This window comes from Paenibacillus sp. MAHUQ-45 (assembly GCF_058133325.1).
In genome coordinates, this window is sequence record NZ_JBYUPV010000012.1 from 188863 (window position 1) to 206811 (window position 17949).

Sequence of the window (17949 nt, forward strand, 5' to 3'; positions counted from 1 at the left end):
TCTATCTCAAGGCGTACTCCATTCTATACCGTGAAATGGAATGATCCAGAGCCCGTGGCAGAAAGGACGGAAAGGCATGCTTGCCGGATGGAGTGAGAAGCTCAAACGAAATAGCTTTGGCTGGGGGCTGGTGTTGCCCTCACTGCTGTTTCTCTGTTTATTTACCTACTACCCGATGTTGAAATCCGTGTGGCTTAGTTTATATGAAAAGAATCTGGCGACCCCTGAACCTGTGTTCGTCGGGTTGGGGAATTATGCAAACCTGCTTAAAGATCAGGTGTTTAGAAAAGTGGTAGCAAACAATATTTGGTTTGCTGTCGGAACGGTTCCCGTTTCAGTAGGACTCGCGTTTGTCATGGCGCTGTTTGCCGACAAGGCGATTAAGGGACGCGGGGTTGCCCGCCTTGCTTTTTTTTATCCGAATATGATTCCAATGATCGCTGTGGCGAACATTTGGTTGTTTCTGTATACACCGCATTTCGGGCTGTTCGCCAGGTTTGCCGCCTGGATCGCAGATCAGCCGGTCAATCTGCTTGGGAACCCCGATACGGTAATGGGGGCGCTAATTGTCATGATGGTCTGGAAGGAAGCCGGTTACTTCATGATTTTCTATTTGGCGGGGATGCAGCAGATTCCGAAAGATCTGTATGAAGCCGCAGCGGTTAGCGGTGTTGGCACTTTCACCTCGATACGGCGGATTACCATACCGCTCACGATGCCAACTACGTTGTTCGTCATGGTAGTTGCGATTACGAATTCTTTCAAGCTGGTTGATCATCTATGGATTATGACCAAGGGTGGTCCGAACAATTCCAGCAACTTGCTATTGTACTATATCTACGATACCACCTTTAACTTCTACGATCAGGGAATGGCTGCTGCGATGACCGTCGTGATGATCGGTCTGCTGCTCATTATCTCGTCCCTCCAGTTCTTTGGGTGGGATCGTAAAATTCATTACGAATAGGACGGGGCTCATGGACAATCCATTAAAGCTGTCACTTCTGCCAAGGCAGAAGAAAAGCAGGTTGGCAGAAGAAGAGCGGGCTATGCACCGGGATCGGCGGTTCGGTCGAAGACTTCTTCAAGTGCTGTCGCATGGCATCGGCTTCGGTGTGGTGGCGCTCTGGATCATCCCTTTTTTATGGGTGGCCAGAACGGCCTTTTTGCCCAAAGCCTCGGCTGTGGATACAGGCTGGTCCTGGGGATGGACGCTCGATAACCTCACCCGGGTGTGGCAAGCGGCACCCTTTGGGCAATTCTTTTTAAATACGTTATTGGTCTGTACTGGCGTTCTTGCTGTTCAGCTGGTTACGTTGACCATGGCCGCCTACGCATTTGCACGGGTGCGCTTCGTGGGCAGAGAGTTAGTATTTATGTTGTTTTTAGTACAAATCATGGTACCGCCTGATGTTCTAATCTTCTCTAACTATCAGATTTTAAGTGACATGGGTCTGCTGGATACCAAGATCGGAATTATGCTGCCTTACTTCGCATCCGCCTTTGGTGTCTTCCTGCTTCGGCAGTCTTTCAAGCAATTACCGTATGAACTGGAGGAAGCTGCCCGTGTAGAAGGGGCTTCCCGTCTGCGCATCCTGGCGCAAATTTATGTTCCGTTGTCCCGGCCGGTCTATGTATCGTTCGCGATCGTCTCTTTCAGCTTCCACTGGAATGATTTCTTGTGGCCGTTGATCGTGACCAATTCCGAAGAGAACCGGCTGTTGACCGTAGGGCTGGCGATGTTCGCGAAATCTACCGAGTCAGGGGCACAATGGAGTGACGTAAGCGCGGCGACGCTAATTGTTTCGGCACCTCTTATGCTGGGGTTCTTATTGTTCCAGCGTAAGGTGATCGGCAGTTTTATGCACTCAGGAATCAAAGGCTAAGGGGGACTACGATTGAAGTTAGCTATAATTGGAGATTTGCATTACCCGTATGAACTAACCAGCGATGAGCCTTCGATAGCCGCTGCCCGTGATGCTTATTATGAACGCTTCATGGATCTGTTCTTATCCCTGGAGGCTGATTATTATATTTCGATCGGTGATTTAACGCATGCGGGAGAAGCCGCCGAATTCACGTATGTCATAGAGCACATTGAAAAGCGTGGTCTACGCGACCGTTTTCTTCATGTGCTGGGTAATCATGATACGTATACGCATCCGAAGAGCGATATTCTTGCGTTAACCGGGTTGAAGAGATATGAAGTGATCGAGGAGCATGACGCAAGAATTATACTGCTGGATACCGCGCGTGAAATTCGTGAGGATTGGAGCGGCACCATAGACGAGGAACAATGGAACTGGCTACACAGCCAATTGAGACAGGACCCGGACAAGCCGCTGATTATGATCGGCCATCATCCGCCTTACGGGACAACCGCAAGGTCGACCGAAACCATGATGTCTCTAGACCCTGACCTCGCGATCTGGCCGTTGCTTGAACAATGGCAGGGAAGCGGATTCTATTTTAACGGACATAATCACGTGAATTCCATTGTTCGCCAAGAACACTGGCACTTCATCCAGACGGCAGCTGTACCGGATGTACCCTCTGTGCGAATGGTGAACATTATAGACCAGAAGGTTAGCGTGGAAACGATCAGCTTCGCCAGCGAGGATCTATCCAACTGGGCGCGTGTCTATACGCCGCACATGTACGATTATGAGAGACATCCCAGCTGTGAAGGTGACTCGTCTGCGCTGGGACTCTTCGTCAATGCCCAAACAGCCCGCAAAGGAGTTGCAAGGAAATGAGCCGTAAGCCTGTAAAATTAGCCATTGTTGGCGGGAATCGGGGGGCCAGCTTTATGAACGCCCTATCCTCGCTCTCTGACCGAATTCAATTGACTGCAACCTGTGATTTGAATGAATGGGTGCTTCTTCAGTGGAAAGAGAAATTCCCAGAAATCCGTACCTATCGTGATTATCACGAAATGCTGAAAGACCCCTCGGTGGATGCTGTTTTTATATTAAGTCCTATGCATCTGCATGCCAGACAGTCCATCGACGCACTGAATGCTGGCAAGCATGTACTTAGTGAAGTTATTGCTACCCGAACGTTGGATGAAGCTTGGGAGCTGATCGAGACGGTAGAGCGGACAGGACTTAAATATATGATGTCCGAAAATTATTGCTTCTCCCGTTCCAATCTGACAATCAAGCATATGGCAGATCAGGGGATGTTCGGTGAGATTACATACCTGGAGGGCGGGTATATCCATGACCTGCGCCATTTGATCCACCATCCGGATGGCTCGCTCACTTGGCGGGGCCAGCTGCACCAACAATTTAATGGAATTAATTATCCTACACACTCCATTGGCCCCATTGCGCAGTGGATCAACCTGAACAAGGAGGGCGGAGACCGCTTGAAGCAAGTCTCTACCTTTGTGTCCAAATCAAGATCGCTGCAGCGCTACTTTAGTGAGCATTTTGGCAAGGATCATCCGGCTGCGGGGAACGGATTTTGGCAGCAGGGAGATAGCGCAGTAGCTATTTTGCAGACCGAGAAGGGTGTGCTGATCGAATTGCGTGTGGATTGGACCTCGGTAAGGCCGCACAATAAAACGCATTATTTACTCCAAGGTACGGAAGGTGCCTTTATTACAGGCCGGCATCAGCAGGAAGATGATTTGATCTGGTTCAAGAACCGTTCGCCTCAGCATGTAGAGGACGGGTCGGAGATGTGGGAACCCCTGCAGAACTACCAGCCTCAGTACGATCACCCAACGTGGAAACAATGGGGAGCATTCGCAGCAGGGACGAAGCATGGCGGGGGTGATTTTCTAGTATTGGAGGAATTTATTTCGGCCATCCAGGAGGATCGCGAGCCTTCAGTTGATGTATATGATGCGGTTACCTGGAGCTCGATCTTCTCCCTATCCATGGAATCGGTGAAAGCGGGCGGACAAGCCATTCCCTTTCCTGATTTTAAGGCGAAGAGGGGGGAGTAACGATGGGACAAGGACTGTCGAAGCTGATTATGCAGAAGGAGACGCTGGACGATTTGCCGCCATTTCTATGTCCAACGGGCTTTCGGATAATGTCCTACCAGCATGGAGACGAACGCAATTGGGAGGATCTCATCCGTCATTCTTTTACTAGAGACGTGAAGTTTGCGGATAAAATTGGCGACATCGTTCCGCTCTACGCTGATCGCTTATTATTTCTCTGTAAAGGCGACCAGCCTGTCGCTACTGCGACTGCCTGGGAGACAGCGAGTCACAACTGGTATCTGCACATGGTGGGTGTGCTGCCCGAGTATTCCGGAAGAGGCTTGGGGTTTGCGGCAAGCCTTGCCGCCCTGCATAAGATGCGTGAAGAGGGCGGGGGAACGGCCTATTTAGAAACAGATGATTTCAGATTGCCAGCCATTCAAATCTATCGGAAGTTGGGATTCACGCCAGTCCATATGGATGAGAGTCACCCTGGAAGATGGGAACGGATTCTCCAGCAGCTTGGCCCCTCTGTTTAACTGTAAAGAAAGCCTCCCTTCAGGGAGGCTTTTCTTCTTATGAGGGTGAACGTTAAGCCTTGTGCCTCTTCTCTACACGTTGTCCCCATAGCGTGATTAGTAATCCCAGCAGCGTCACCAAAGCAGCTACCCAGGTTAAGGATTGCAGTCCCAGCGGACTGTCCAGTACGATACCTCCGAGCCAGGCGCCGCCTGCACCGCCAAGATTAAAAGCGCCGATATTGAGTGCAGAGGCCAGGTTGGGTGCAGCACTGGCTTTATCCAGAACACGGATCTGGAACCCGGGTACTGTGCCAAAGGCGGCGAATCCCCAGATGAAGATCGTGATCACTGTAGCGATTTTGTTGTGGCTTGTGAATGTGAACAGGGTCATCACAACAGTAAGAAGGATCAGCATCCCGATCAGGGACGGCATCAGCTTCCAATCTGCTAATTTTCCACCTGTTATGTTCCCAAGGGTTAATCCTGCGCCGAACAGGAGCAGCAGAACCGTCACGGTGCTTTCCTGAAAGCCGGCAATTTCCGTCAGGAAGGGGGAAATGTAAGTGAAAATAACAAACACGCCTCCGAATCCCAGAACCGTCATCAGCAGGGTGAGCAGGACCTGAGGGCTGCGAAGAACACGTATTTCTTTTCGAAAACTGGGAGTCTCCTGACTCTTCAGCTTAGGAACGAATATGGCTAAGGTGATCAACGAGAACAAACCTAGCAGAGATACGACCCCGAAAGTCGAACGCCAGCCATGACTTTGGCCAATCCAGGTTCCTAAGGGAACGCCGAGGATGTTCGCTAGAGTGACGCCGATGAACATCATGGCGATCGCAGTAGCTTTTTTATCCGGACTGACGATACTGGCGGCGATAATAGAACCGATCCCGAATACCGTGCCATGAACGACAGCTGACAGAATACGTGCAATCATGAGAACTGTATAATCGCTGGCGACCATACTGATCAGGTTGGCTCCTACGAATAGAGCCATCAGTGCCAGGAGCAGAGTTTTCCTAGGTAGACGGACAGTTAATGCGGTCAGTAATGGCCCGCCAATGGCCACCCCCAGAGCATAACCTGACACCAGTAGCCCTGCTTTGCTGATGGAGATATGGAGATCATTGGCTACGTCAGGCAGAAGCCCCATAATAACAAATTCAGTTGTACCGATAGCAAACGCACTGATCATCAAGATATAGATGGCAATGGGATAAGATGTTTTGGCATTGTTAGTCGTAGTTGCTTGCATATGCTGTACTCCCCTCTTGCTGTTGATTATAAGAACGTATTTGATTATGCTTGAATGGTAGAGTTCTGAGAAGTACGCACTTTATTTCGCGTTAGTTTCTTTGAAGTAAGTGTAAGTGAAGGAGGTAATGCCGAATGAGGCCAACTGAATGTGATTATGCTGCGAACGTAACGCTTGGAATCATTGAGGGCAAATGGAAGCTATTGCTTCTCTGTCATCTGCGCAATGGGACCAAACGATTCAGTGAGTTTGCTCAACTGATACCCGGGATCACGCAGAAAGTGCTGACCTACCAGCTAAGAGAGTTAGAGGCACACGGGCTGATTAAGCGCGAGGTGTATCCGGTCATTCCGCCCAAAGTGGAATATTCATTAACCGAATACGGGGAAAGTTTAGTCCCGTTGATGGATTTGATGAATCTGTGGGGCGAGAATCACAGGGAACGAATTAAACCAACGGAACGGATCTGTTAATGATAGATAGAAGAATAGGCAGGAGGGCTCTGGAGTCGGGAGAATGACTTTCGGAGCCTTTTTGCAGCTAACATATAGAAGTGACTGATGATTGAGACAATTATAGATAGCATAGGAGTCAGTGAAGAAGGGGTTGCTATCAGAAGAATCAAGAATAAATGTATTATCAGGCATTCATAGAGCTGAGCCGGTACCATTGGCATACAAATGCCGAGGCATCCGGTCAGGTATTCAGAAGATCATTAGGAGGTTTTATTAATGACTCAATTTCATTACATCGGCTCACCGGTGGAGCTGCCGCTCGGCGAGAGGGGAAGCGTACGGTCTTCCAAAACGCGCAGCGAAATGTTAGCCTCCCCGGAATACCAAGCGAAGCGCGAGGAGCTTAAGCAACAGGGCATGGTTCCACTGGAGGATATTATTGACCTGTCCCATATTCGGGATGAGGACTGTCTCGTATATGATACGGAAGAAGATGCCGGGGGTATTTACATTGAAGCGCTGGGCTACTGGAATGAGGAAATCCGCAAGCATTTTCATAGTACTTATGTATACAAAATCTCTCCGAATTGGGGTAGTTTCACGGTAAAACCAGCAGATCAGGAGACTCGTCCTGATTCGGAGAACGCCTCACTCAAATGCTGCCGGGAATTGTTCAAGCTGATGCAGGATTTCGGCGTGTCTGGTTCAGTATTCGAGCTGTACAGCTGCTGGGCGGACGAGGAGGGTGAGCCGCGCAACAAGAAGCATGACCGCGTAATTGATCTCTCCACATTTAGCTTGGAGCAGGGATTTGACTTGCAAGAGAAAGGGTATATTGTGGTGAAGCTTCCTACGTAGATACAGGAGGGATGCAGGTGGAGCGGTTATTGGGTATTCCCGGCGCGAGCGCCTGGACGAAGATAGAGCCTGTCCTCAAGGGCTGGTCTAATGATAAAAAGTATTATATCGAGGACACCGGCGGCCGCAAGCTTCTGCTGCGGGTATCGGACGGGAAGAATCATGCACAGAAGCAAGCAGAGTATGAAATGATTCAGCGGGTCAATAAGCTCGACTTTCCAATGTCACGGGCGGTGGATTTCGGCGCGTGGGGTGAAGGTGCGGAGCGCAGTACATATATGCTTTTGACTTGGGTGGAGGGCCAGCCGCTGGAGGACTGTCTGCTCTCTGTGGCAGAAGAAGAACAGTATGCACTTGGGGTTGAAGCCGGGAGGATACTCAAGCAGATTCATACGATTTCGAACAACTGTGATCTTGCAGATTGGGAAAGTCGGATGCAGGCCAAGATATTACAGCGGGTACAGGAGTATGAGCAAGGCTGTCCCTTCAGGGTTGAAGGTGATAAGATGGCGATTGCTTTTGTGAGGGAGAATATCGGGGCGATTTCGCAAGTGAAAAAAGTATATCAGCACGGCGATTTCCACATCGGTAATCATATTTACACAAGTGAGGGCCGGATTGGTATCATCGATTTCAATCGTTGGGATAACGGGGATTATGCTGAAGAATTTTACAAGCTGCAAGCATTTGACCGAGAGCATAGCGTTGCTTTTACACGTGGAAAATTGGATGGTTACTTCGATGGGCCTCCTCCTCAGGATTTCTGGGTCAGACTCGCAGTGTATGTGGCCTATACTTCTATATTTTCGATCCAGTGGGCGATTCCATTCGGAAGTGCTGATATTGAGGGGATGCAGGCGCGCTGCCGGATGGCGTTCACGGACTATGATCACTTTCAAAGGCTGATCCCGCATTGGTATGCGGAAGGAAGAGCCGGGGAGCTGTAAGACGGGATTATTATTTGTTTGTCCAAAAGATTGATATTGGGGATAGCGGTACGGTAGAATTGGTACAGATTGATTATAGAAGGGAATTGTGACTTTTGAACAACGAAGAAGTGCAGCAAGAGCTGCCGGAAAATTATGAGCAGTTAAAAAAGGAAGCGGGTCGTTCCGCGGATTGGAAAGCCCGTTTGGCGGCAGTAGAAGAGCTTGGCCGTACACCGCATAAGCAGGTTATTGATATTTTGAAGCGTCTGGTGGAGAACGATCCTGTATATACCGTACAAGAGGCGGCTTACCGTGCATTAGTGGCTTTTGGCGAAGAGGTGCAAGAGCCGTCCAAAAACAAACCTGAACTATTTAAGGGTTTGTCCAAGATTCTACTGAGAATCAAGAAGAGTCTGCCGAAAGACCACTCATATGAGGACTTCAAAGAGAAGTTCAAGAAGATGAGAATCGACATCTACGACGCTTACGAAGGTGAAAAAGGCGCCGAATTTGATCAATGGCTGGAGAGCAAATGGCAATCGGCTAAATAGTTCTACACAGGAATGAGCCCTCTCTGATCAGAGAGGGTTTTTCGGCGTTACCCTCTGCTTGTTGTCTGTTCTTAACACAACACATCCAACCCTAAAGCTGCAGAGGGTGTTGACGAATTCCAATTATACCGTTAACTTATAACTAATTAGATAAGATAACCACTAGGGGAGCCTGAATAGGCTGAGACGGGAAAATTGCATTCCTGGACCCTTGAACCTGATCTGGATCATACCAGCGTAGGAAAGTGGAGACGGAACTTTTTTCTGTATAGCCAGGTCTATTTTTCTGGTTGTTCATGGATAAAGCCGCTCCATGTGGAGCGGCTTTTTTGGCGCTTGTCTTATTTATATCCCATAGTACAGGAGGATGCATAAGATGGCACATGAACACGAGCAGGACAAGAAACGAGAGTATGATAAGGTGGACCTTTCAGCTTTTCCGGGTAGTCGCAAAGTGTATGTGGAAGGGCAACATCCCGATATCCGGGTACCTATGCGGGAGATTAAGCTCAGACGGACCGAAGGGGTTGCTGGCGAAGAGGAGAACGTCCCTGTGCGTGTCTATGATACTAGCGGACCCTATACAGACAGTGACATTGAGAATGACATTCGCCAGGGGCTGCCGCCTCACCGTAAGTCCTGGATTGAGCAGCGTGGGGATGCCGAATGGTATCAGGGACGGACGCTTAAACCAGAAGATAACGGACATGCGATGGGAAAATCGGCCGTGGAGGCGTTCCCAGGATTGCAGCGACGTCCGCTTCGAGCAAAAGCTGGCCGGAATGTTACGCAGCTGCACTACGCGCGAAAAGGTATCATCACTTCCGAGATGGAGTTTATATCCATCCGAGAAAATGTAAGTCCTGAATTCGTTAGGGATGAGGTAGCGAGTGGACGCGCCATTATTCCAGCTAATATTAATCACCCTGAGAGTGAGTCGATGATTATTGGGCGCAACTTCCTTGTGAAGATCAACGCGAATATCGGAAACTCTGCTGTATCCTCTTCCATTGAGGAAGAAGTGGAGAAGATGAGGTGGGCCACCCGCTGGGGTGCTGACAACATTATGGATCTCTCTACGGGCAAAAATATTCATCATACCCGGGAATGGATTATCCGCAATTCTCCCGTGCCGATCGGTACTGTGCCGATCTATCAGGCTCTCGAAAAGGTGAATGGAAAAGCAGAGGATCTGACATGGGAAGTTTACCGTGATACGCTGATTGAGCAGGCGGAACAGGGAGTGGATTATTTTACAATTCATGCTGGGGTGCTGCTTCGTTACATCCCCCTGACAGCCGGACGAATGACGGGCATTGTCTCCCGTGGTGGGTCGATTATGGCGGCCTGGTGTCTGGCTCATCATCAGGAGAACTTCCTCTACACGCATTTCGAGGATATCTGTGAGATTATGAAAGCCTATGATGTCGCCTTCTCTCTGGGAGACGGGCTGCGGCCGGGATCTATCGCTGATGCCAATGACGAGGCCCAGTTCGCGGAGCTGGAGACGCTGGGTGAACTGACGACACTAGCTTGGAAGCATGATGTTCAGGTCATGGTAGAGGGGCCGGGCCATGTGCCGATGCATCTAATCAAGGAGAATATGGACAAGCAGCTTGAGCATTGTCATGGAGCGCCATTTTATACGCTGGGACCCTTAACCACGGACATTGCGCCGGGCTATGACCATATTACTTCCGCTATCGGGGCAGCCATGATCGGCTGGTTCGGGACGGCGATGTTATGCTACGTTACGCCCAAGGAGCATTTGGGACTGCCGAACAAGAACGACGTGCGTGAAGGTGTGATTGCCTACAAAATTGCTGCCCACGCCGCAGATTTGGCCAAAGGCCATCCGGGTGCCCAAGAGCGGGATAACGCGTTGTCCAAAGCACGCTTTGAATTCCGCTGGCGGGATCAATTCCATCTGTCGCTCGATCCTGAGCGGGCACTGGAGTACCATGATGAGACGCTGCCAGCAGAAGGTGCCAAGACAGCCCATTTCTGCTCCATGTGCGGCCCGAAGTTCTGCAGTATGCGTATTTCTCACGATATTCGCAACTCTGGAAGAGTGCAGGATGAACCCATACAGGAGCAGGAGGCCATCGTTGCTGGGATGCGCGAGAAATCTGCTGAGTTCAGAGGGGGCGGCAGCCAGATATATCAATAGAGGTAACGTCAGGAGTTGCATCGGCAAGCGCATTGGGGATAATAGAGAGTAGATAATACTACCTTACAGATGCAAAGGATGAAGACATGTCAGTTCAAAATTTAACGCAATTGTTTCAAGATTACCTTCAACTGTCGGACAGTCTGCGGCCTGGATACTCTGCCAGCCTGGGAACAGGACATGGGGGAAAAGACGACCAAATGGCGGCAATCGTGCCGGAAATCCCAGAGCTGCTAGCGGCTATATACAATACGGTGTCAGGCACAAACCGTGAGGAGGAAGAACCAAATCTGATTGAGTTTGTGCCGGGGTATCGCCTGATTCATCGGGATGAATATGAGCAGGAGATGCAAGTACTGGCGGGGATTTTGGCAGAGAAAGGCCATCCCGTTGAAGGGACCGTCCTGCCCATCCTGACTAACTATGGCAGTGATTTCATCTGCTACTATCGGTCTGCGGACGGTACGGAACGGATTTGTGATCTGCTCCATGACTTCGGCGATTTAGTGGTAATGTATGATTCTCCTGCGAAGTTCCTGGAGACGCTTAGCGAGTTTTACCGTCAAGAAGTGTACTTCTTGGACGAAGACGGTTATCTGGACTGCGATCTGATTAAGGAAGGCGAAGTAGGCGCGGAAATGAATCCGGAAGCCTCCTATTGGTCGGAGTAGCGGAGGACTAGTAATCTTCCTGTGTGTTTACATAGAAAAAGCAGCCCGATTGGGGGCTGCTTTTTCTATGATGATTAGCTCGAACTATCATACCGATATTCTCGCTTACTCCGCAGCGCGCTGCTCCTGCTGGCGCAGTTCCACCCGCCGGATTTTACCTGAGGCTGTCTTGGGGAGGTCAGCGACAAACTCGATTTTACGTGGATATTTATAAGGGGCAGTGATCTCCTTGACATGGGTCTGGAGTTCCTTAACCAGTTCGGCTGCGCCCTCATATTCATCCTTGAGCACGACAAAGGCTTTGACTACATGGCCGCGAATCTCATCAGGACTGGCGACAACGGCACATTCCTTGACAGCGGCATGTTTCATAAGCGCATCCTCTACTTCAAAAGGGCCAATCGTATAGCCTGAGCTGATGATAATGTCATCGCCACGGCCCTCGAACCAGAAATATCCGTCCTCGTCCTTGCGCGCCCGGTCTCCGGTGACGAAGTACTCGCCATGCGAGGCGTTGGACTTGCGTTCAGGGTCCTTGTAGTAGGTTTTGAACAAGGCCGGCATGCTGAGATGCACGGCAATATCCCCAACAACGCCAGCCGGCAGTGGGATACCATCCTCGTCAATGACCTCCACGAGGCCCGGCGCGATGGATTGGCCCATAGAGCCAATTCGGACAGGCTTGTCCTTAAGCGCGGCAATAATCAGCGTGCTTTCGGTCTGGCCATAGCCGTCACGGATCGTGATATCGAAGTGCCGCTGGAAGGTATGAATGACTTCCTGGTTCAGCGGTTCACCGGCAGAGACGGCGCAGCGGAGCTGAGACAGGTCGTAATGCTCCAGTCCTTCAGTCTTGGCCATTAGGCGGTATTCTGTCGGTGTGCAGCACAAAACTTGAATGCCCTGATCCTGCAGCAGTTGCAAAAAGCGTTTCGGCCCAAAAGCGCCATTATACACAAAGCCAGTTGCCCCGTTGCCCAGCACAGACAGGAAGGGACTCCAGATCCACTTCTGCCAACCCGGCGCAGCTGTTGCCCATACCGTATCCGACTCGCGAATATCGAGCCAGAGTGAGGAGGTAATTCGCAAGTGGGCATAACCCCAGCCATGGCTATGTACCACTGCCTTGGGATTGCCGGTTGTGCCGGAGGTATAAGCCAATATGGCGATATCGTCCCGATGGCTGGCTGCTGTTGGATAGACATCCGGCTGATCGGCCATGAGGCCCTCCAGATGTACCCAGCCTGTGGCACCTTCCTGATACTCCGTCGTTCCGGTCACGGCCAGACGGTAATCAAGGGCAGGCAGATCGTCAGCGATGAGATCTACTTCATTTGTAGTGTCGGACCAAGCGATGACAGCTCTAGCCTCCGAGTGCCGCAACCGGTAGGACAGATCCTTGGCACGCAGCATCTCTGATGAAGGAATGACAGCCAGTCCCAGCTTCAGACAAGCCAAATAGATTACATAAGCGATGATTCTTCTTGGAACCATGACCAGCACGCGGTCTCCCTGGTGGAGACCTAGACTCGACAGACCTCCAGCCAGACGGTTGGCCTGCTTGCGCAGCTCCCCGTAAGTGATTTCCTCGTAATCTCCGTGATCACTAAGCCATTTCAATGCTATTTTCTCCGGTGGATGGTGTTCCATCTCCGAAGTCAGATTATAAGTTTCCGGTGCGATCCAGTGTGGGTTGTTCAAGTTGAACCTCTCCTAATGAATAGAATGTGTGCAGCAGATTCATTAAGTATAGCACGTTATTTAAATTCCAGATGCTGGGAAGGTGTTCTCCAGGCTGATTAAAAAGAATATTTTGTGAAACAGCGACCGGAAGTCCAAACATTCACCGTAGTGACGACCGAGCCTTACGGCGGATCTTAAGTTGAGCTTAAATAGTCTTACGCCCCGCTGTGAAATACTTCTTTACATCATGGATACAGTTTGGAAACAACTCATTGGTTTAATAAGACTATGAAATGCAGCACAGCACACCAAACTTCAAGGAGACGATCTCAGATGAAAAGCAAAAAAATGATCATAGCAACAATGGTGTTCGGGATGGCAGTGACAGGTTCAGCGGGGGTTTATGCAGGAACCAATTTAGAAAAGATCAGTGCGTACCTTAATCATGGCCTTGGCTTCAAAGTTAACGGTTCCGCTTATACACCAGTCGATGGCAACGGCAACAAGCTGGCACCGATTACGTATAAGGATACGACCTACCTGCCAGTTCGGGCGCTGGCGGATGCGCTGAAGGTGCCGGTCACTTTTGACGGTAAGACTAATCAGGTCATTATCGGTAAAAACGATGGCGGCTCTGCACCAAGCAATGGTGGATCGACCAATGAGCTGTCAGCCATCCAATACACCGCTGCGCAAAAGCAGGCAATTCAGAAGGCCTTTGCCCAGTTCAAAGGCTTTGAGACAGCCTATGCCCCAACACAAATGACCAAAGGCGATGCTTTTGATAAAGTGGCCTCCTCCGATGATGGTGTGAGCTTCCTGTTCAAGCATATGAGAATCGTGATTTCGGCCAGAGACTATTCAGGCGGTTATGCCAGCCAAGCGGTCCAACTGTCCAATGGTGTTAAAGCCAAATGGTACAGCCCTTCCAGCGACACGCAACTGCTGGGCTTCAACCTGAATGACCGGGTGGTAACGATCAGTTCTCCGGATAAGAGCCTCAGCAAAGCACAATTGGAGAAAGTAGCAGTAGGTGTAGCAAAATTAAGCAAATAATCTCATTAAGCTTCACCTCATAAAAGATTCAGCCCATAAAACAGCCCGGCATATCTCTTCACGGATAGCCGGGCTGTTATGAGTTTGCGGGTAGGCCGCAGTCCAACTGCTGCGCTCCCGGATGCTTTTATTTTTTGGTGCTGTGCTGCTTGTTGGGTAGCTTTGCTTCAGGACTGCCTTGTCCCCGGTGCTTGCTCTTCTCCGCTTTTTTCTGCGTGTCATGCAGCTTCTCCACATACTCATGTGTATCATCCATTACTCCTTGCGCCTCCTCGCCTTGATAAACTTGCTGTTACTGTAACCAGATGGGCTGTAAAACATACATAATCCCTGCATGATCTTTAATTTTTGCAGAGAATCTTTAATTTTTGGGATAGTTTGCAAGACGAGCATTTCCGCAAGCGCTGTCATTTTCGTGATATACTATAGGATAGCAGTGCAAATGAAGCGCGGCTTCATCAAAAAACAGGAGGATGAACATGCTTCTGGGGAAGATGTACAGAAAATATTTTCAACATAATGTATTCATCAAGATCATCCTGTTGTTCTCGATCGTTGCGGTCGTCACTATCATTACGTTCTCTTATTTAATGTTTCACCTGATGTCTCAGGCGGCAGTACAGCGGCAAATGGAGATTCAGAAACGGACAGTTGAAAGCGTTAGTCATTATATCGGGCAGAAGTATGATCTGGTGCAGTCTATGATGATCGATATTTACCGGGATAGCGAGCTGACCTCGAATACGGCGTACTTGTTGGAGCATCCCTATGAGAATTACATCCGTTACCGGTTGGATCGGTATTTCAACGAGAGTAATTCAACCACCGACACCGTACAGTATTTCAAGAACAAACTTGAGGATGATCCCGGTATTCGTAACTTGATATTGTATAGCGCTGCAGAACAGCAGCTCTATGTCTTTAATTCGCACAAGCAGTTTGAGATCATCGCTGCGAATGCAGCCCATTCCTTTGTTCCCGATGCCATGTATGCGGAAGAAGCAGTCAATGTCTCAGTTCCGAATATTTGGGTACGCAAAAGCATTGCTCTTGCCGATACGCCGATGTTCTCGGTGCGCACTCCCATTAATAACAAGCAGTCGCTGCGCAATATTGGCCAACTGCTCGTCTATTTCGATGCTGAGCGAGTGTGGAACAGCATGGGCAACGATAAGAATGATTTCAAAGGCACCATTCTGGCGTTGTCGGCCGACGGCGATGTGCTATTCGATACTTCAGGTCGATATTATGGGGCCAAATATCCGAATATGGAGCTGGTAAGTTCTGCCTACACGGATGGTGAAGAGGTCAACGGCATGACGATTACGAAGCTGACACATGGCCAAGGCGGCTTTACTGTGCTTAGTATCGTTCCTAAGGAAGAACTTGCAGCCACTTATCGTGGCTTGGGGAATACAGTTCTTACGATTTGTTTATTATGTATTGCATTCGCGATTATTACGGCCTCACTCTTTATTAGTAATTTTGCCAAGCGTACACGGGGCATCATCAAATTCACTCGTAAGGTTAAGAACGGAGATCTGAATGCCCGGATTGCTGATGTTAAGGAAGATGAACTGGGTCAGATTTCTAAAAGCTTTAACGATATGTTGGATGAACTCAATCTTTACATTGATCGGGTATTTAAGGCCGAAATCAAGCAGAAGCACACGGAAATTGCGGCGCTAGAGGCCAGAGTGAATCCTCATTTTCTATATAACACCCTTGAGGTCATCCGAATGCGGGCCATTTCACAGGGAGCCGAAGATGTCGGTGAGATGATATATAGCTTGTCGGTACTTTTCAAAAGCTACGTGCATCCTAAGCCCAAGCATACGCTGAAAGATGAACTGGAAGCCTGCCGGCTGTATCTGGAGCTGTTCCGGATTCGTTACAAGGACAGGTTCTCTTACGAACTGCGTTGTGAGCGGGAGCTGGAGGGAAAAGTGGTCATGAAAATGTCGCTGCAGCCCATTATCGAGAATTACATTTTGCACGGCATGCGGGCGGATCGCAGTGATAATCACATCACTGTGACTGTGACCAAAGAAGAAGATATTCTTCGTACTGTAGTAACAGATAACGGGCGTGGCATCACCCCAGGTAGACTGGAGGAATTGCAGCAGAGGCTGCATCAGGCCGATGAATCATCGGAGTCCTTTGGCCTGCGCAGCATTCACGAGCGGCTCCAGCTGCTGTATGGGGCGCCGCATGGCCTTGAACTGAACAGCGAAGAGGGTAAGGGTACGACAGTGACGGTGTATTTCCCCGATTTGGGAGAGGATGAGTGAGCCATGTACAGAGTATTCATTGTGGATGATGAACCGTTCATCATCGAAGGATTGTATGATATTGTCGATTGGGCCAGCTTTGGCATGGAGATTGTTGGTCAGGCGGGCAATGGACAGGAAGCGCTGGAGTCACTGAGGTCGGTGCGGGTCGACGTACTGATCACAGACATTTCCATGCCGCAGATGAATGGACTGGATCTCATCCGTAGTGTTCGGGAATTTCAGCCGGAGATTAAAACGATTATTTTAAGCGGTTACGATGAATTTGGGTACTTAAAGGAAGGAATGGCCCTTGGCATTGAGAATTATCTTTTGAAGCCGATCAATCTGAAAGAATTTAAGGCTACGCTGAGTACCATCGCCGAGAAGCTGAATGAATCCAGAGCAGACTATAGGCTGAATGAACACAGCATTTCAATTTTAAGAGATAATGTTATGCACCGATGGTTGAGAAATCAGATTGCTCCGCAGGAATTTCAGGAACGGGCCGACTTTCTGGGGATTGTCATCGACAAGCCGCTGGCCCAGGTCGCATTGCTACGATCTGAGCAGCGCGTGTCCGAACTATTTTCTGCGGTTGTTGAGGCATTGAATGGTATTCCCGGCGTCATTCCGTTTCAGGATATGGATGGGGACATCGTGATGCTGCACATGCTCAGCGAATACCAACGCGGCAAGGAAGGGGCGGAATCTATTCATCAGCAATTGCTGGCCGCTCCGGCGCTAGCTACCTACCAGCAACTGTATCTTTCAGTAGGAAGTGTACAGGAAACCGAGGACAATGTAGCACTGAGCTATACACAGGCGAAGCGGGCACAGGAATATTTTATGTTGTTCCCCGAACACAGTTATATCTGCTATGAGAATTTGCAAGAAGGGCGAGAGGAGATTAGCTTGGAGCTTCCAGTTAACTGGGAAGAGGATCTCAAGCTGATTATGGCGAAGGACACGGAGGGTCTGCTGCAAAGGATTAATCAGAACTTTGAGCAGCTGCGGAGGATGGAGGGAATTACACCAGAATTGATCCAGGACGTAGCTACGGAATGGCTAATCCGCTTCAAAATGCAGCTCAAGGAGATCCGGCATGCGGAGGAACCCGAGTTTTTTAAAGAAGGACTTCATAAAATTCGTGCAACATCATCCATCGCCGATTGGGCGGATATTTTGAAGGAAGCGGCAGCATATACTATAGATGCACTGATCCGTGATGTGAAAAGCCCTGTAGTTCAGCAGGTGCTTAACCATATTCATCAATCCTACAGCGAAGATATCTCATTGAAGACCCTTGGGACACAATATAATATTCACCCCGTGTATCTGGGGCAATTGTTCCACAAAGAAGTTGGTGAATCCTTCACAGAGTATATTAACAAGTACCGGATTGAGAAAGCTAAGGAGCAACTGCGAACCGGTTCGCTCAAGGTTCATGAAATCGCTCGGAACGTGGGATATTGGGAGACTGGATACTTTTACAAGCAATTCAAAAAGCATGTAGGGATCTCTCCAACCGAATATAAAGGGCTTGTTTAGCACATAAGCTAAGCAAGTCCTTTTCTTTATTTTTTACAC

17 protein-coding genes and 1 riboswitch are annotated in these 17949 nt (G+C 49.4%); of the genes, 14 read left to right on the forward strand and 3 right to left on the reverse strand.

Annotated features, from left to right (window positions below; all coding sequences use genetic code 11):
• Positions 1 to 40 precede the first annotated feature (40 nt).
• From AC3Y23_RS23165 to AC3Y23_RS23185, 5 genes are all read left to right on the forward strand, one after another.
• Entirely contained in the window at positions 41 to 967 is a 927-nt protein-coding gene (locus tag AC3Y23_RS23165) for a carbohydrate ABC transporter permease (RefSeq protein WP_379203494.1), read from the forward strand.
• Positions 968 to 1049: 82 nt separating this feature from the next.
• Entirely contained in the window at positions 1050 to 1886 is an 837-nt protein-coding gene (locus tag AC3Y23_RS23170; protein ID WP_379203555.1) for a carbohydrate ABC transporter permease, read from the forward strand.
• A gap of 12 nt (positions 1887 to 1898) precedes the next feature.
• Positions 1899 to 2756, forward strand: a complete 858-nt coding sequence (locus tag AC3Y23_RS23175) for a metallophosphoesterase family protein (protein ID WP_379203496.1) — start codon at positions 1899 to 1901, stop codon at positions 2754 to 2756.
• On the forward strand, positions 2753 to 3955 hold the full coding sequence (locus AC3Y23_RS23180; RefSeq protein WP_379203499.1) for a Gfo/Idh/MocA family protein: 1203 nt from the start codon (positions 2753 to 2755) through the stop codon (positions 3953 to 3955). The genes AC3Y23_RS23175 and AC3Y23_RS23180 overlap by 4 nt, the downstream gene beginning before the upstream one ends.
• Positions 3956 to 3957: 2 nt before the next feature.
• On the forward strand, positions 3958 to 4476 hold the full coding sequence (locus AC3Y23_RS23185; protein ID WP_379203501.1) for a GNAT family N-acetyltransferase: 519 nt from the start codon (positions 3958 to 3960) through the stop codon (positions 4474 to 4476).
• 52 nt (positions 4477 to 4528) lie between these two features.
• Here the strand turns inward: AC3Y23_RS23185 and AC3Y23_RS23190 are convergent, their stop codons facing one another.
• Positions 4529 to 5716 carry an MFS transporter gene (locus AC3Y23_RS23190; protein WP_379203504.1) on the reverse strand — a complete coding sequence of 396 codons (1188 nt, stop codon included), beginning with the start codon at positions 5714 to 5716 and terminating at the stop codon, positions 4529 to 4531.
• Between the two features lie 134 nt (positions 5717 to 5850).
• Between AC3Y23_RS23190 and AC3Y23_RS23195 the strand changes: the two genes are divergently transcribed.
• The 6 genes from AC3Y23_RS23195 to AC3Y23_RS23220 all read left to right on the forward strand — a co-directional run bounded on the left by AC3Y23_RS23195 (position 5851) and on the right by AC3Y23_RS23220 (position 11350).
• Positions 5851 to 6189 carry a winged helix-turn-helix transcriptional regulator gene (locus AC3Y23_RS23195; protein WP_379203506.1) on the forward strand — a complete coding sequence of 113 codons (339 nt, stop codon included), beginning with the start codon at positions 5851 to 5853 and terminating at the stop codon, positions 6187 to 6189.
• 258 nt (positions 6190 to 6447) lie between these two features.
• Positions 6448 to 7029, forward strand: coding sequence for a hypothetical protein (locus AC3Y23_RS23200; protein WP_379203508.1), 582 nt, complete (start codon positions 6448 to 6450; stop codon positions 7027 to 7029).
• Between the two features lie 17 nt (positions 7030 to 7046).
• Positions 7047 to 7976: an aminoglycoside phosphotransferase family protein gene (locus tag AC3Y23_RS23205; RefSeq protein WP_379203510.1), complete on the forward strand. Its 930-nt coding sequence runs from the start codon at positions 7047 to 7049 to the stop codon at positions 7974 to 7976.
• Between the two features lie 95 nt (positions 7977 to 8071).
• Entirely contained in the window at positions 8072 to 8509 is a 438-nt protein-coding gene (locus AC3Y23_RS23210; protein WP_379203512.1) for a HEAT repeat domain-containing protein, read from the forward strand.
• 154 nt (positions 8510 to 8663) lie between these two features.
• Positions 8664 to 8770: riboswitch (TPP riboswitch) on the forward strand.
• 115 nt (positions 8771 to 8885) lie between these two features.
• A complete protein-coding gene (thiC, locus tag AC3Y23_RS23215) occupies positions 8886 to 10679 on the forward strand; it encodes a phosphomethylpyrimidine synthase ThiC (protein ID WP_379203514.1) in 1794 nt (597 codons plus the stop codon).
• Between the two features lie 86 nt (positions 10680 to 10765).
• Complete coding sequence (locus AC3Y23_RS23220; RefSeq protein ID WP_379203516.1) at positions 10766 to 11350, forward strand: hypothetical protein; 585 nt, start codon at positions 10766 to 10768, stop codon at positions 11348 to 11350.
• Positions 11351 to 11455: 105 nt separating this feature from the next.
• Here the strand turns inward: AC3Y23_RS23220 and AC3Y23_RS23225 are convergent, their stop codons facing one another.
• The gene (locus AC3Y23_RS23225; protein WP_379203557.1) at positions 11456 to 13000 is read right to left on the reverse strand and encodes an acetate--CoA ligase; all 1545 of its coding nucleotides are present in this window, start codon (positions 12998 to 13000) and stop codon (positions 11456 to 11458) included.
• A gap of 366 nt (positions 13001 to 13366) precedes the next feature.
• On the opposite strand from AC3Y23_RS23225, the gene AC3Y23_RS23230 reads away from it, so the two are divergent.
• A complete protein-coding gene (locus tag AC3Y23_RS23230) occupies positions 13367 to 14089 on the forward strand; it encodes a stalk domain-containing protein (RefSeq protein ID WP_379203518.1) in 723 nt (240 codons plus the stop codon).
• 127 nt (positions 14090 to 14216) lie between these two features.
• Here the strand turns inward: AC3Y23_RS23230 and AC3Y23_RS23235 are convergent, their stop codons facing one another.
• Positions 14217 to 14345 (reverse strand): DUF4023 family protein, encoded by a 129-nt coding sequence (locus AC3Y23_RS23235; RefSeq protein WP_083205578.1) that lies wholly within the window; start codon positions 14343 to 14345, stop codon positions 14217 to 14219.
• Between the two features lie 223 nt (positions 14346 to 14568).
• Between AC3Y23_RS23235 and AC3Y23_RS23240 the strand changes: the two genes are divergently transcribed.
• Together AC3Y23_RS23240 and AC3Y23_RS23245 are read left to right on the forward strand one after the other, a co-directional pair.
• Positions 14569 to 16380, forward strand: a complete 1812-nt coding sequence (locus tag AC3Y23_RS23240) for a sensor histidine kinase (protein WP_379203521.1) — start codon at positions 14569 to 14571, stop codon at positions 16378 to 16380.
• A gap of 3 nt (positions 16381 to 16383) precedes the next feature.
• Complete coding sequence (locus AC3Y23_RS23245) at positions 16384 to 17910, forward strand: response regulator (RefSeq protein WP_379203523.1); 1527 nt, start codon at positions 16384 to 16386, stop codon at positions 17908 to 17910.
• The last annotated feature ends 39 nt before the right edge of the window (positions 17911 to 17949 follow it).